This window comes from Mucilaginibacter gracilis, assembly GCF_003633615.1.
Classification (GTDB): domain Bacteria; phylum Bacteroidota; class Bacteroidia; order Sphingobacteriales; family Sphingobacteriaceae; genus Mucilaginibacter; species Mucilaginibacter gracilis.
The window spans coordinates 708,051-724,169 of record NZ_RBKU01000001.1; the positions used below are offsets into that span (position 1 = coordinate 708,051).

Sequence of the window (16,119 nt, forward strand, 5' to 3'; positions counted from 1 at the left end):
CAAATCTTTGATCTGTGTAAATAGAAAGGAATAAAATATTAATACTTATTTGTTAAAATCGTAAAACTTCCAGCTCGTAGTAAAGTCTTTTTTTAAAGGCTGATTAATTAATGTTGCCCTTACCATTTCAATGGGAATCAGATTTTCTTTCATAACAGCGTCGTGAAATTGCTTATAGGTCATTTTGCCGCTATCAACCATTTCCTTTTTCAGTTCCATCAACTGCAAACCGCCCAACAGGTAGGCTACCTGGTAAAGCGGACTATATCCACCTTCAAATGAGCGCCTCACTTCGCCCTCGGCATTTGCTTTTTCGTGGCCTACCCTATCCGTTAAAAAATCAATACATTGCTGCGGGCTCCAGTTGCCTAAATGATAATTTAAAGAAAATATGATGCGGGCACAGCGGTGCATTCGCCAAAACAGCATGCCAACCCGTTCCTCGGGCGTTTTGGCAAAGCCTTTTTCATACAGCAGCAACTCCCAATATAAGGCCCAGCCTTCGCCAGCGAAAGGAGTAGTAAAATCCTTCCTGTAGGCTTTGTAACGGCTATTCATAAAATATTGCAGGTTATGACCGGGAATCAACTCATGCTGCACCGTGCCTCTTGAAAAATAAGGATTATTACCCCGCATACTCATGAGCTTATCCTGCGCTTCCATGGTATTGGTTGGATAAGAAATACTGATCTCCTTTCCACCTGTAAAAAATGGATTAACCAACTGGCGCTCCGGCGACATCATAACCATGCCCCAGGTTTCTTCGGCAAGAGGCGGTATAGTGATCAGATCGCGCGCTTTAATGAAGCCAATGGCATCATTATATAGTTTTACAATCAGTTCGGGCTGATGCCCAACGGGCACATAGCTGTTCTTTACCTTCTCCAGCGCTTTTTTCCAATCGCTGCCAAATCCCATTTCCTGCGATGCTTTTAGCATTTCTTTATCACACCAGGCAAATTCTTTATTAGCCAGTTTTATCAGTTCCTCCGGTGTATAAGGTATCATTTCGGCCTGCAGCTGACTAATCAGGGCGTCGCGGCCAATGGGCACGCCTTTTATGCCGCTGCTGTCGGGTTTTTGAGTTGTATTTATTTTCCCTTTACGCTTTGCCAATTCACTATATTTAGACAATGCGATATCAAGGTCTTTATAAGGTGCGGGTACCCACCAGGTAAACGCGGAATCATATCCGTTATAAAATCCATAAAAATCCGTTAACCTGCCTTTTAAACCAATAAGCGCGTCATGGGTAATTTTTGCCAAAGGCATATCCAGACCTGGAATTTTTGAATATACCGCCGAATCTGCTTTAAGTTGTTTAAGGATACTGTTAAGCTGTGCCGCCACCTTTTCACCATCTACAAATTCACCGCGGCGGCGTTTTTTTTCTAATAAGTAGATATCATCAGCGAATGAAAGATATTTTATTACCTGGTTATACCTGTCTTCTTCTTGCTTTAAATCATTCAGCTCAAAATCAATCCGCTTTTTAAGCAATAGGTAATCCACCTTGCCGTAAATACTAAGCGATTCAAAATCTATTTGCTGCAGCTGCTTTAAATAGTCATTATTAACGTCAACCAGTCTTTTACGCTGCTCGGGCGAATTAAGTACATCCATTTTGTATTGATCTTCGGCATGGTCGTTAACCTTATATGGCGAATAAAAATCTTTAATGGCATTAATATCCTGCCCGTATTGAATGATTTTCCCTGCAACCTCGCTTGTCTGTTCAAAAAGAGGATTCGAAACGGACACATTCTGTGCTTTGGTCATAAAAACTATCATGACCATAAAAGCTACCATTAAATTTGAAACTGTGCTATTACAACGGACTATCACTTAGTAATTGTTAAAAAGTAAATAATTTAATAACATATAAATAAAAATTAACCGGCAGCCCGGGCAAGGGTAATGGTATTATGATTGTAATTGTCCGGCTATCCGCGTGGCAGGTTGCCAGTGATGAGCTTAAAAACACGGTTAAAATAGTTATGCTCTGAGTTCCGCATTTGTAAGCAATCGCATGAATCCTATCAAAACGGTGTGCTGTCAGTTTATTCAGGCTTCGTTAATTCTAAATGCCTTCGACTCAGTCAACACATTACTAATGAAGTTTTGTCCTAACTGTAAACTTCTTCTTCAACCGGCTTTCCCCAGCTGCCTGCAGGTAATTCCGGACGAACGGCCAATGCATCGTTTATGACCTTTAGTACCTTGACACGCTCTTCGCCAATCAATGGTAAACGTGGAGCACGTACATTTTCGGTACCGATACCTGTTGCAAGTTCGGCCAGTTTTATATATTGAACCAGTTTAGGGTGGATATCCAGCTCCAGGACAGGTAAAAACCAACGGTAAATGGTTAGGGCTTCTGCAATTCTGCCAGCTTTTACCAAACGGTAAATAGCCACCGTTTCTTTAGGGAAGGCATCAACCAAACCTGCAACCCAGCCATCGGCGCCCATGACAATGCTTTCCATAGCCAGCGGGTCAACACCGGTAAATATAGCATAGCGGTTGCCAAAACGGTTAAACATTTTGGTAATGTTTGATACATTGCGGGTTGATTCTTTTACCGCCTGGATGTTTTTATAAACCGATAGTTTTTCAAACATATCCAGGGTAACTTCAATTTTATAATCAACAGGATTATTGTAAATCATAATAGGCAGTTGGGTACTTTCGGCAACCGCGCCTATATACGCAAGGGTTTCGCGCTCTTCACTGTTATAGCGCATTGGCGGTAATAACATTAAACCATCGGCACCAGTATCAAACGCTCTTTTGGCACAAGCTACGGCTGCTTTAGTGGTTTACTCGGCAATGTTCAGTATTACAGGCACTTTGCCGTCAACATAATCAATAGTATGTTTTAACAACGAAAACTTTTCATCATCGCTCAGCACGCTGGCTTCGCCTAATGAACCGCCTAAAATCAAACCATCAACGCCAGCTTCCAGCTGCGCGGCAAGGTTTACATCAAAAGCATCAAAATCCAATTCGTCGTTATCGGTAAACTTGGTGGTTACCGCAGGGAATACGCCTTTCCAGTCAAAAGTTATCATTTCGTATTGTTTTCACCAAAGTTATACTGATACTGCGCCCATTGTTTGATGAAATTACCGAACTATGGTTACATATTACCAAAATGTTTACATAACTTAAAATGCATTTCAAAAAAGACTCATGAAATATCAATCTAAAAATTAATTACTATAGCGACTGCTGTAGTTAAATTTAAACAGGATAATATCCTGCTATCTATAGCAAAGTATTTAAAATATAGGATCATAATGTTGGAGTAACTTGGTTGCTTATTATGAAGATGCGTATAAAGTAAACTGTTACTATAGTGAAAAAGTGGCTAAAATTAAATATTTTTATTCTTTCTGGCTGTATTACAGCCAGTTCCGTACTTGCTCAATCGTATGTGCCGGAATGGAAAGACAAGAGAATTGTAACGATGTCTCGAACCGAGATCAAAGCCTACACTTTTAATTTAAAAGATGTAAAATTACTTAACAGCCCCTTTAAACAGGCTATGGAGGTTGATGCCGCCTACCTGCTATCAATTGAACCTGACAGGCTTTTATCGGGCTTTCGTGCCCACTCTGGTTTAAAGCCTAAAGGCAAAATGTATGAAGGATGGGAATCATCCGGTTTGGCCGGTCATACCCTTGGCCACTACTTATCGGCAATATCGATGCACTACGCAGCAACCCGCGACCCCGAATTTTTAAAGCGGGTTAACTATATCGTTAAAGAATTAGGAGAATGCCAGGTGGCGCGTAAAACCGGTTATGTAGGCGCTATACCGAAAGAAGATACGGTTTGGGCCGAAGTAGCGAAGGGCGATATCCGTTCGCGTGGGTTCGATTTAAATGGGGGCTGGTCGCCGTGGTACACTGTGCACAAAGTAATGGCAGGATTACTGGATGCATTTTTATATTGTAACAGCACACAGGCGCTTCATGTATGCAAGGGTATGGCCGACTGGACCGGCGAAACCCTTAAAAACCTTGACGACGAGAAACTGCAAAAAATGCTTTTGTGCGAATACGGCGGCATGGCAGAAACCCTTGTTAACTTATACGCGATAAATGGAAATAAAAAATATCTCGACCTATCATACAAGTTTTATGACAAGCGCATATTAGATCCATTGGCCAACCAACAAGATATATTACCAGGCAAACACTCTAACACCCAAATACCTAAAATAATTGCCAGCGCCAGGCGTTATGAACTTAACGGCGATAAAAAAGACAAGGCCATAGCCGAGTTTTTTTGGGAAACCATTGTAAACAACCATTCTTATGCCACCGGCGGCAATAGCAATTATGAGTATTTAAGCGAACCCAACAAGCTAAACGATAAGCTTACGGAAAACACTACTGAAACCTGTAATACTTATAACATGCTTAAACTCACGCGGCATTTGTTTGCGCTTGAGCCATCTGCTAAGTTAATGGACTATTACGAAAAAGCCTTATATAACCACATCCTGGCATCGCAAAACCATGAAACAGGTATGATGTGCTACTTTGTGCCATTAAGAATGGGCGGCAAAAAGGAATATAGCAGTCCCTTTGATACTTTTACCTGCTGCGTTGGCTCGGGGATGGAAAACCATGTTAAATACAACGAAAGCATTTACTTTAGGGGTGCCGATGGCAGCTTGTATGTGAATTTATTTATTCCATCAGTATTAAACTGGAAAGAAAAAGGGTTGTCTATAACACAAGAAAGCAACTTACCCCAAAGCGATAAAACAACGCTAACGGTGACAACCTTAAAACCTGTTGCCATGGCCATCCGGGTGCGTAAACCTAAATGGGCCGACAATACAACTGTAGGAGTAAACGGGAAAAAACAACAGGTGACTGCAGATGCACAAGGATACCTGGTTATAAACCGAAAATGGAAGAACAACGATAAAATTGAATTTATCATGCCCGAGAATATTCACACCGAAGCCATGCCCGATAATGCCAACAGGCGCGCAGTATTCTATGGCCCTGTTTTACTGGCCGGCATTTTAGGTAATGCCGAACCCGATCCGCTTAAAGGTGTGCCCGTAATTGTCACCAGCGAAACCGACCCTAATAAGTGGCTGAAAATGGTGGATAAAAAGCAATTGAGTTTTGATGCTACAGGTATTGCTAAACCAACCGATGTTAAGCTAATTCCTTTTAACCAAACCAAAAATGAATACTACTCGGTTTATTGGGACGTATTCACGCCACAATCATGGGCTGTACAACAAAAAACTTATGATGAGCAACGCAAAAAGCTACAGGAACTGGAGGCCCGTACCACAGATATTTTACGCATAGGCGAAATGCAGCCCGAACGCGACCATAATTTTACCGGCGAAAACGCTATCACCGGCGAGGATCACCAGAAAAAATGGCGGTCAACCGAAAATGGCGGATATTTACAGTACGAGATGAAGGTTGATGCCAACAGCCAAAACACCCTCATTAATACCTACTGGGGCATGGATAACCGGGGCCGCACATTTGATATCATGATAGATGGGATCAAGCTATCAACCGAAGATTTGAACCAATACAAGGAAAGCCGTTTTTATGATATCAGCTACGTTGTCCCTATCGAGCTAACCAAAGGCAAACAAAAAGTAACCGTGAAACTATTACCAAAAAAAGACAACAGCGCCGGCCCGGTTTATGGTTGCCGGGTGGTTAAAAATTAAACATTCAAGAAACTATATGATGATAAAAAAAAGAAAAGCAGCTGGTTTGCTATTATCTATGATAGGAATAAGCAGCATGGTGTTTGGGCAACAAAAAGATTACCCTATACAGCCCGTGGCATTCACCAGTGTACATGTAAATGATAAATTTTGGGAACCCAAGATGGAGGTTAATGCCAATGTAACCATACCCTATGTACTTGCACAGTGCAAAAAAAATGGTCGCATGGATAACTTTTTACGGGCAGGCAAACAGCTGGATGGCGATAAGCTAAGCGAGTTTCCGTTTGACGATACGGATGTTTATAAAGCTATTGAAGGTGCCTCCTACTCTATGCAAAACAAAAAGAACCCTAAGCTGGATAGATATATTGACACCCTTATAGGCATTATTGGCGCCGCCCAGGAGCCGGATGGCTACCTGTATACTTTTCGTACTGTGCACGCTAAAAAACCCCACGAGTGGATTGGCGACAAGCGCTGGGTGAACGAGGAGATATTGAGCCATGAATTGTATGATTGTGGTCACCTGTATGAAGCTGCCGTTGCCCATTACCAGGCTACCGGCAAGCGTACGTTTCTAAACATCGCCATAAAGAACGCCGACCTGCTGGTAAAAACCTTTGGCCCGGGCAAAATTGAGGAATATCCTGGGCATCAAATTGTGGAAATAGGCCTTTCAAAAATGTACCGCGTTACCGGTAAAAAGGAATACCTTGACCTGGCCAAATTCTTTTTAGATGTACGTGGACCTAAAGGCGATGCTTATAACCAAGCCAATAAAAAAGTGGTTGACCAGCACGAAGCCGAAGGCCACGCTGTACGTGCAGCCTATATGTACACAGGTATGGCCGATATTGCCGCGCTAACCGGCGATACCAAATATTTAAACGCCATTGACGATATCTGGGGCGATGTAGTTAATAAAAAACTATACATCACCGGGGGCATAGGTGCAACCGGGGCCGGCGAAGCTTTTGGCGATGCCTACCAGCTGCCTAACATGTCGGCGTATGCAGAAACCTGTGCGGCTATTGGCAACGTATACTGGAACAACCGTATGTTTTTACTGCACGGCGATGCCAAATATATCGATGTATTGGAGCGGACGCTTTATAATGGACTGTTATCGGGCGTATCTTTAAGCGGAGATCGTTTCTTTTACCCTAACCCACTGGCATCTATGTTTCAGCACCAGCGCAGCGCCTGGATCAGCTGCGCCTGCTGTATCAGTAACATGACGCGCTTTTTACCATCCTTGCCAGGCTATGTTTATGCCAAAAACAAAAACGACCTGTATGTAAACCTGTTTATGAGTAACTCCAGTAATATCAAACTGGCATCGGGAAATGTAAATATTGTTCAGCAAACAGATTATCCGTGGAAGGGGCAGGTTGACATGACCATTAACCCTGTAAAAACAACCGACTTTACTTTAAGGGTACGCATACCGGGCTGGGCCAAACAACAACCCGTACCGGGTAATCTGTACAGCTTTATGGATAAAACGCCGCTGCCGGTAGTGATATACATAAACGGTAAGGCAACCTCATTTGTAACCGAAAAAGGTTATGCTGTTTTAAAACGCAACTGGAAAAAAGGCGATAAGGTTTCGCTGGCTTTACCTTTAGAAACTGAAAAGGTTTTGGCTAATGACAAAGTAAAGGACGACAGGGGTCGTTTTGCATTTGAACGCGGGCCTATAGTGTATTGCCTTGAAGGACCAGATAACCGTGACAGCCTTGTTCAGAATATTTTAATTGATAAAAATGCGCTCACTGAGGCCAATTATAAGGCAGACCTGTTAAACGGCGTAGATGTGATAAGTACAGATGGTAAAAGCACCAAAAGGCAGTTAAACAGCGATAAGCTGATAGAAACTGATCAAAAGGTAAAAGCTATCCCTTACTACGCCTGGGCAAACCGTGGCCCAAGCGAGATGACCGTTTGGGTACCTTACGAAGCATCGGCAGCAAGCCCTAAACCAGCGCCTACCATTGCCAGTACAAGTACGGTAACATCATCATTAAGAAATTCGCGCATGTATGGTGCCATTAAAGACCAATACGAACCCGGTAGTTCTGGCGATACCAACTACCCATACCTGCATTGGTGGCCGGCACATAATACCAACGAGTTTGTTCAGTATAACTTTAATGCCGAACATACGGTAAGCGAATCGAAAGTGTATTGGTACGATGATGGACCCTGGGGCGGCTGCCGCGTACCTGTATCATACAAAATACTTTATTTAAAAGACGGCCAATGGATACCAGTAAAAAACACCTCGCCTTACACAGTAAGCAAGGATACTTTTAACACGGTAACCTTTGAGCCGGTAAATACTACAGCTTTGAAAATGGAGATTCAACTGCCTGTTGATAACTCTACTGGCATACACGAATGGGCTGTTAAATAATACCCTCAACTAACCTGGCCTCTTGTATTGATATCCCGTTAAAATCTTTTAGATTTTAACGGGATATTTTTTTAAACTTAAAAATTCAATGGTTACCGGGCATTGGGCCAATGATTTTAGCCTATATAACTCCTAATTAGCAACCTATTAAAACTAATCTTATGAAAATTAAGTATTTGGTAATTCTCATTGCCATAACGTCAATTGGAGCATTATTGGCATTCAAACGTTCTTCAATTGAACGCGAGTCACTACAAATATCCAATCACGAATGAAAAAGAAATAAGTACGCCCGCCAAAACCATCTATTATCCTGCCAATGTCTGGATGGTTGCCGACAATAATGATTACAGTAACAAAAATAGTGAATTCAGCAATTTTCATAAATCGGAATCAAATGATGTGGCCATGTTTTGGGGCAAAGAGTATGGAAATGATGCCACAATTAATCAGGACGCTTCCCAGAGGTTCAATCCCAACACTTCGATAACAGGATTAGAAAGATTTTATACCTGTTATCGTGACACCCTAAAATTTGTACAAAAAGGACAATCGTTGACTGATCAATATAAAATGTTAACGTACGTATTTTACAGCACTACCGACGGCACTGCCTATGGTGGTGGAGTCGATAATAAAATTGGCGTCTTGTGGCCCCCCGCAGTACGGATTAACGCTACTCGTTACGGAGCTTTGGCACATGAACTCGGCCATTCATTTTAATATATGGTTCATGCGGATGGTGCCTGGGGATTTACCTCCACGCCGGCAGGAAGCAATAGTCAAACTATTTTTGAAATGACATCCCAGTACATGTTGTTCCAAGTATATTTGGGATGGATGACCTTCGAAAACTATCACATGGTAAGTTTTATGCATCAAACCCACCTCTCCTTTTTGCACGAGGACAATCAATATCATTCTCCATATGTTTTAGAGTACTGGTCTAATAAACGTGGCAGGGACTTTGTAGGAAAAATATGGCGAAATGCGACCCAGGGAGAGGATGCGGTGATGACCTATAAGAGATTAACCGGATTAAGCCAATCGCAGTTTAATGACGAGATGTTTGATGCTGACCGAAAATTTATAACCTGGGATTTGGCCCGTATTGCGCGAGCCGCAAAACCTTATGCAAATCAACATCTTGCAACTTTAAACAACGCTGGAAATGGCTGGTACAAAATAGCAGAAAGCAACTGTCCGCAAAACTACGGTTATAATGGAATTAAATTAAAAGTTCCAGCTTCGGGAACCACTGTAACACTCCAGTTTCAGGGAATTGCAGGCGCTACAGGTTAAAGGACGGTACCCGCGTTTACGGAAGCGTAAATTCCAGTTCAACCGGGACCACCAGCTTTGTGGTTCCTGCCAATACAACCTACCTGTGGCTTATTGTAACCGGTGCTCCAACGCAACATTGGAAGCATTTAAATGACGGCAACGCTTCAAATGATGAAGAATGGCCATATCAAGTTAAATTAACTGGAACCTCACTTGATGATGCTGTGATCAAATGATTTCAGGTTAGCAAAAAAATATTAGCTGCGTGCATCGTTATTTAACCGGCCTTTATCCGCTTTAAAATAACGGAGTTTTTTTCACAGCCAATCGGCAGCTTAACATTTACTGATCCATCAGCCGCACCTTTACTCTTAAACAATAACTTACCATTTAGGATAAGTTTATAACCACCTTTTATTCCTTCAAACAAAACATCAACATTATGTGGTTCCGGAATCCGAGAGGTTATGGAAAAGGCTATATTTTTTCCATATCTGTCAATTACAACAGGAACGCTTTCTAAAAAACCGTCTGAAGATAGTTCTATGTCTATTTTCTGTCCGAAAGCACGGTAATAAAACCTGCTGCCCAAGCCATCTCATGGTATCACTTTAAGCTTGTTTCCATCCCGCTTTAAATTTCCACCGTAAGCCACAAGGCCAAAAATATCGTCATTAGTGATCACCGTAGCAGCCATCCTTGTAGCTCCGCCATATCCTATATCTGCTTCTCCATCATAAAACCATGGCCCCCTGCCCTGGTTTTTGTTTATCCAGTTTCTTGTATATTGCTGCGGCTCAAATGCCCAACCCGAGGCGCCGTCATTTTCCTTGCTTGGGTACCAAAAACCATAATTACTATTTTTATTTCCGGTATTCATCAGCGCAAACGAAGACAGGTAGGATGCATAACCCAAGCGTATAAAATCGCTGGGATGCCTGGCGAAGTTTAAACCATAATCCAATATCCCCCAGCCTCCCATTGGCGCCATATAAGTTAGCGTGAAGGAATCACTTTTACCCCTAAAATCGCTGCCCAGGTAATAATACGCAGTTTCAAGCCATCCTCTTGAAGCCATGTTGGCTGCAATTTCCCTGTCCATAAACTTCCGGCCATCTCCAGCGCTGATATGAGCATGAGAATACCACTTTTGAGGTTCTTATCATACCACAAATTACTATCGGCTTTAAGCTTATTGGGTACGGCATAACGGGCTATGGCATGTGTTGATTCATAAGCCGTGGCATCAACAGCATACTCGGATCGAAACGGATAGGGATCATCATACAAAAAGTACTTTACTTTTTTCTCCCACTCGCCTTTTAACCAATCAGCATCGTCATTAAAACCTTCTTTTCGCAAAGTCGCCATTAAATCTATCAACACAACTTCGTTATAGCAGCCCCACTTATAGGTTTCATACCAGGGTAAAATTTCGTAAGGATAAGTAAAATATGCTTTGGCTGTTTCTTTGGCCCGTTTTAAATACGCCGTGGCATCCAAATAATGAACCATGCCAGGATACCTTTTTGCCAGTTGATACATGTTATAATAAAGCATGATAATATGCGGGTAATCATATGACCTCCAAACATGATCTTTGTCCAGGTTAGTTTTTGAGATCTTCTTGCGTAATATAGAGTCCCTGTCTACATGCCAGTCTGGAGTTGCATAAACGCCGTAAGGATGCGGACTTTCGGTATCCGTTTTTTGTAGCTTACCCCAAACAAAATTTTTAATGTAATATTCTACAGCATCTATTTCTTTTTGATTTGGATAAAACACATTTTTAGCGGTCAGAAAAGGTGCTTTACCCAGCGTCGGATCATCTGATGCCAATACGTAAGCTAACGACCCCGTAAAGCTGTCCCCGTTATCCGGTCCGCGGAGAACCTGATTTTTCATATCCCAAACAGAAAATAAGCCATTATACCATTTTGATGAATCAAGATGCTGCTGGTGGCTTACCAAAAAGCCGGCCGCTTTTTATATAAAGTTTCCAACGGTTCGGTAACAAAGAACTCCAGGTAGGTATGATAATTTGCACCATGAGTTATGGATATCCTGTTTTCACCCAGGTGTGAAAAACGGATATCATAAAAATTTTAACGAGCGTGATGGCTAACCCGCTTTATAATAGTCGTACCTGGAAATTCTGCTTCAACCTTTTTTATTTCCCTTTTAGTGCTTAGCAATAATTCAACCGTTAAATCGGTTGGTATAGTCATGCCAGGCAAAACCTGTATGTCTACCATTCCTTCCTGAATTAGGATATCCCTTATCCCCTGATAATTGGCCGCCCACCTGAATTTAAATCCATAGTTAACCGTAGCACCCGGCAAAATAGCTGCCGAACTAATTGGTTGCCGCCAGGTACCTCCTGGTTTTGTGGATGATGTATACCTGGCGTGGATATAAGTTTTAAAATCACCATCACTGTTAGTGTCAAAATATTCCAGTTGGTTCCAGGCAAAGGTATCATAACAAGGTAAGTACCTTTTCCCGTCGGCCTTTCCCAAAAAAGGAAAGAGTTATTTCCAGAAATAAAATGATGTTTTATTACATGTTCTTCAAATATCTACCTTGAATTTTCGCCTCCCTGGTTGTTATAGGCTATAGGGATAGCAACATCCTGTAAATTGATAGTTACATCCTGTATATTCTTGATAGAAGACTTCCAGTAAAGTGCTTCTGAAGTCAATTGATAGGCTTGCGACAATTGTAACAACCGCGATTTGGTCTGGGGATGCCAACTGCCTTTAAGTATATTATCCTGTATAAATTCTGATTCGCCGCCGGCTCCCGTCAGTGAATCAATATGCCCTGTTTTATCCTTATAACGTATCAATAAGTCAGTAAATTTTCGATCATGACCCACATAGTTTGTTTTAAAGCTATCGTGATGTTTAAACATAACCGAGATACCAGAGCCAGAAAGCTAACGTCAAATGCCTGATTCGAGATATTGAGCGTATCTGATTTTTGGGCCATTACCCATGTGTGTAAAGCTATTGAAAGTGTTAAAAAAAGAAGATAAATTCTACGCATGGGCAAAGTATGAAGGTATATTGCGTAATGCTTAAGAGTTTGGTAACAGGCATTGCAACCTATAGAACTAAAATCTACAGTAAATCAATAAATATAAATTAAAAAGGCAATGGTACTTAAATTCACACCGCTATAAATCAGCCTCATTTATTATATCCATTATTTTATCCGGCTCAACCCCATTTTGAATAGCCATTTCAGATAGTATTTTCAATTTAGCTTTTTTAATGCGTAAAAATTGGGGAACAATAAATAGCGCTCTTATCATTAAAATACCTACGAGGAAGGCAATAAAATAACCTATAAGAGTCAATATTATTGTTACATAGTAATAAGCCATAAACTTTATATGTTTAGTTTGTAAATCATTGTTTTTTTTTAATAATGGACTGAAATATTACCTTTTGGATGTATTGTTATTCAAATTCTTTCCATAATATACATCACCAGGAATATGATGGCCTGCATAAACTTTATCAAGAATATTATACAATACAGGATCATAAGCTTTCAGGTCGTCTGGAGACTGGATACGCATACCTCCATCGTAGAATTCAATATTAGACCAAAACCACCACTGCGTACCTTCTGCCCAGTATTCTGCAACTGTGTTAATGGCATATTGCCCTTTATAAAGGCCCTTGTCCTTAGCATTTTCATAAGCGGCGTTAATTTGTTTGATCATGTCTGCATCTATCGTTTCTAACACGGCCATGATATTGTGGCTGAATTCATGAACCATAATATTTTCGCCAAAATAGCGGGTGCCTGGATACCCAAGCAAATTCTCTTCTGCACAAGATGTTTGTATCCCGCCCATTCCTCTCGCCCGTTGATCCCAATATCCGTGATCCGTCATACTTGCAATCCCGCCTGGTTTGTAATAATTTTCTCTTTCTCCTGGAGTCAACCGGCCATCATCATAAGTGGGTTTCTTCCAATCATGGCATTCTGGAAGATCGGTTTGCATTTCCGACTTTCCAATAATAGATAATCTCGCACCAAGTTTAATCATTCCAGCACGGATGTCGGGCCGTTTTAACAGCATATAGTTGATGATATCCCGAGCAATCAACAGCGCATCATCAGATACCTTCTCTGATGAAATAATTGGGATTCCGAAAGCGTCAGCATATTTTTTATAGAAGGGGTTAAAGCCGTAGCTTACAGGTGGTGAATTAACTATAGCCCTATCGAAACTAATTATTAAAGGCTGGCCGGTAGTTTTATCCTGCGCAATACAATAAACCTGGGACAAAAGAAGGACGATCAGCCCAACTGAAAGCTGTTTAAGTTTTAAAGGAATTAATCTTTTTATACAAAACATATGCATCATTAATTTTAACAGTTTTAGAAAAATAAAATTCTTAATAAAAAAATGGATTTTTAAATAGATATTTTCCAATTGTAACTATATCTTATCTCATAATTCATGCGCACCTGAGTTTATTAGAAACCCAACGGTCCGAAAACGATGTGCTGTATCTCGATGTTGACAGAAAGGTATCCATTGTTTCAGAAAATAATGATGATCAATTCTCTGCTGATTCGTGGTTGATTTACCAACATTCTTGATTATTTTGGAAAGACAGGGCGGTATCTTGTCGCTGGAAATAATAGGCTATCTAATATTTGAATCTACATTGATTTACTCAGATGTCGAAAAGCACGGTAGGAGTTGAGAATAATACAATAAGCCAAATCGTATCAGTATTGACATCGATGTGGCTAATATATTGTTATAATTTGTTAATATCTCCAAAACATCTCAGCATATGGTTCTTAAATTTGTTTATTAGGCAATTAGACATGGCCTACCCAAAAGTAACCAATTAAATACCAATATGATATACACCAAGTATTTTGTACCCCTCGTTGCTATGGCATCGATCACCGTTATAGTGGCATGCAAACGCTCCGCTACTGATGTCGAATCGCTTAAAGTATCAGACACGGCGAAAAAAGAATTAAATGCTGCAAAAACTATTTATTATCCTGCTAATGTTTGGCTTGTGCCGGCAAACAACGATTACAGTAATAATAACAGTGAATTCAGCAATTTCCGAAAATCTGAATCAAGTGATGTAGCTATGTTCTGGGCCAAAGAATACGGAAACGATCCTACCGTCAATCAGGACGCTACCCAAAGATTCAATCCAAACACATCGATAACAGAATTAGAAAGATTTTACACCTGTTACCGAGATACACTGAAATTTGTACAAAAAGGACAATCACTGACTGACCAATACAAAATGTTGACATATATATTTTACAGCACTACCGATGGTAGCGCTTACGGTGGTGGCGTTGACAATAAAGTTGGCGTATTATGGTCGCCTGCTTTACGAATTAATACTACTCCTTACGGAGCTTTGGCACATGAACTCGGCCATTCATTTCAATATATGGTTCATGCGGATGGTGCCTGGGGATTTAACTCCACGCCGGCAGGAAGCAATAGTCAAACTATTTTTGAAATGACATCCCAGTACATGTTGTTCCAAGTATATTTGGGATGGATGACCTTCGAAAACTATCACCTGGTAAGTTTTATGCATCAAACCCACCTCTCCTTTTTGCACGAGGACAATCAATATCATTCTCCATATGTTTTAGAGTACTGGTCTAATAAACGTGGCAGGGACTTTGTAGGAAAAATATGGCGAAATGCGACCCAGGGAGAGGATGCGGTCATGACCTATAAGAGATTAACCGGATTAAGCCAATCGCAGTTTAATGACGAGATGTTTGATGCTGACCGAAAATTTATAACCTGGGATTTGGCCCGTATTGCGCAAGCCGCAAAACCTTATGCAAACCAACATCTTGCAACCTTAAACAGCGCCGGAAATGGCTGGTACCAAATAGCAGAAAGCAACTGTCCACAAAATTACGGTTATAATGGAATTAAATTAAAAGTTCCAGCTTCAGGGACCACTGTAACACTCCAGTTTCAGGGAATTGCAGGCGCTACAGGTTACAGGGCTATCAATATTGATAAAGCGGGGTGGCGATATGGATTTGTAGCCTATAAAAAAGACGGCACCCGCGTTTACGGAAGCGTAAATTCAAGTTCAACCGGTACTGCCAGCTTTGTAGTACCGGCCAATACCACCTACCTGTGGCTTGTCGTAACCGGTGCCCCAACACAACATTGGGAGCATTTAAATGATGGGAATGCTTCAAATGATGAAGAATGGCCTTATCAGGTTAAATTAACAGGGACCACACTTGATGATTCTGTTATAAAATAATTCCAAATTAGAAAAATTCCCGAACGCTGCAGGTACATTTTATGAGTATCCGTAGCGTTCGGAAATATTTAAGAAAATTAAACAAGGATCATCAATATATAATAGGTTATTCTTTTAGTGCGCCCTTCTTTTTAATGGCAGATACATTCTCCATACCTGCCAAATCTGATATTTTATACCATGTCGGCATACCGCGCATTTTATCGGTTATCAATTTTCCGTTAATACGAAGATTTTCAACAACTTCAGATACAATGATAGCAATTAAAATACCGGGATATATCAAACGGATGGTAGCTATTCTGGATCGCAAAAAAAATCAACAAAAGCCTGTTCGTCTTAGCCAGGTCATATTGAACGATCATGCTGATAATACACTTCAAATATTT

13 protein-coding genes and 2 pseudogenes are annotated in these 16,119 nt (G+C 41.0%); 5 read left to right on the top strand and 10 right to left on the bottom strand.

Annotated features, from left to right (window positions below; translation table 11 throughout):
* Nucleotides 1-45 precede the first annotated feature (45 nt).
* Entirely contained in the window at nt 46-1,797 is a 1,752-nt protein-coding gene (locus BDD43_RS02940; protein WP_246001427.1) for a DUF885 family protein, read from the bottom strand.
* Between the two features lie 329 nt (nt 1,798-2,126).
* A pseudogene (locus tag BDD43_RS02945) lies at nt 2,127-3,071 on the bottom strand (dihydrodipicolinate synthase family protein).
* Nucleotides 3,072-3,358: 287 nt separating this feature from the next.
* On the opposite strand from BDD43_RS02945, the gene BDD43_RS02950 reads away from it, so the two are divergent.
* The 4 genes and pseudogenes from BDD43_RS02950 (at nt 3,359) to BDD43_RS31010 (ending at nt 9,661) form a co-directional block, all read left to right on the top strand.
* Nucleotides 3,359-5,722 (top strand): glycoside hydrolase family 127 protein, encoded by a 2,364-nt coding sequence (locus BDD43_RS02950; protein WP_008506703.1) that lies wholly within the window; start codon nt 3,359-3,361, stop codon nt 5,720-5,722.
* A 16-nt stretch (nt 5,723-5,738) separates the two neighbouring features.
* Nucleotides 5,739-8,141 carry a glycoside hydrolase family 127 protein gene (locus BDD43_RS02955; RefSeq protein ID WP_008506702.1) on the top strand — a complete coding sequence of 801 codons (2,403 nt, stop codon included), beginning with the start codon at nt 5,739-5,741 and terminating at the stop codon, nt 8,139-8,141.
* A gap of 327 nt (nt 8,142-8,468) precedes the next feature.
* A pseudogene (locus tag BDD43_RS30505) lies at nt 8,469-9,443 on the top strand (DUF6055 domain-containing protein).
* The gene (locus BDD43_RS31010) at nt 9,374-9,661 is read left to right on the top strand and encodes a DUF6055 domain-containing protein (protein ID WP_394330570.1); all 288 of its coding nucleotides are present in this window, start codon (nt 9,374-9,376) and stop codon (nt 9,659-9,661) included. The pseudogene BDD43_RS30505 and the gene BDD43_RS31010 overlap by 70 nt, the downstream one beginning before the upstream one ends.
* A 41-nt stretch (nt 9,662-9,702) precedes the next feature.
* On the opposite strand, the gene BDD43_RS02970 is transcribed toward BDD43_RS31010, so the two are convergent.
* From BDD43_RS02970 to BDD43_RS30375, 7 genes are all read right to left on the bottom strand, one after another.
* Complete coding sequence (locus BDD43_RS02970) at nt 9,703-10,017, bottom strand: hypothetical protein (protein ID WP_050982094.1); 315 nt, start codon at nt 10,015-10,017, stop codon at nt 9,703-9,705.
* A gap of 6 nt (nt 10,018-10,023) precedes the next feature.
* Entirely contained in the window at nt 10,024-10,503 is a 480-nt protein-coding gene (locus BDD43_RS02975; protein WP_147425555.1) for a hypothetical protein, read from the bottom strand.
* Complete coding sequence (locus BDD43_RS02980) at nt 10,422-11,330, bottom strand: DUF5695 domain-containing protein (protein ID WP_050982092.1); 909 nt, start codon at nt 11,328-11,330, stop codon at nt 10,422-10,424. The genes BDD43_RS02975 and BDD43_RS02980 overlap by 82 nt, the downstream gene beginning before the upstream one ends.
* A 200-nt stretch (nt 11,331-11,530) precedes the next feature.
* Entirely contained in the window at nt 11,531-11,944 is a 414-nt protein-coding gene (locus tag BDD43_RS02985; protein WP_050982091.1) for a DUF5695 domain-containing protein, read from the bottom strand.
* A gap of 59 nt (nt 11,945-12,003) precedes the next feature.
* Nucleotides 12,004-12,339 (bottom strand): hypothetical protein, encoded by a 336-nt coding sequence (locus tag BDD43_RS02990; protein WP_008506701.1) that lies wholly within the window; start codon nt 12,337-12,339, stop codon nt 12,004-12,006.
* A gap of 264 nt (nt 12,340-12,603) precedes the next feature.
* Entirely contained in the window at nt 12,604-12,813 is a 210-nt protein-coding gene (locus tag BDD43_RS02995; protein WP_008506700.1) for a hypothetical protein, read from the bottom strand.
* A 57-nt stretch (nt 12,814-12,870) separates the two neighbouring features.
* Entirely contained in the window at nt 12,871-13,878 is a 1,008-nt protein-coding gene (locus BDD43_RS30375; RefSeq protein ID WP_211339648.1) for a glycoside hydrolase, read from the bottom strand.
* A 439-nt stretch (nt 13,879-14,317) separates the two neighbouring features.
* Here BDD43_RS30375 and BDD43_RS03005 point away from each other — a divergent pair, with 439 nt between their 5' ends.
* Nucleotides 14,318-15,730: a DUF6055 domain-containing protein gene (locus BDD43_RS03005; protein WP_008506697.1), complete on the top strand. Its 1,413-nt coding sequence runs from the start codon at nt 14,318-14,320 to the stop codon at nt 15,728-15,730.
* A 106-nt stretch (nt 15,731-15,836) separates the two neighbouring features.
* Here BDD43_RS03005 and BDD43_RS03010 read toward each other — a convergent pair whose 3' ends face one another.
* Complete coding sequence (locus BDD43_RS03010; RefSeq protein ID WP_147425556.1) at nt 15,837-16,043, bottom strand: hypothetical protein; 207 nt, start codon at nt 16,041-16,043, stop codon at nt 15,837-15,839.
* Nucleotides 16,044-16,119 lie beyond the last annotated feature (76 nt).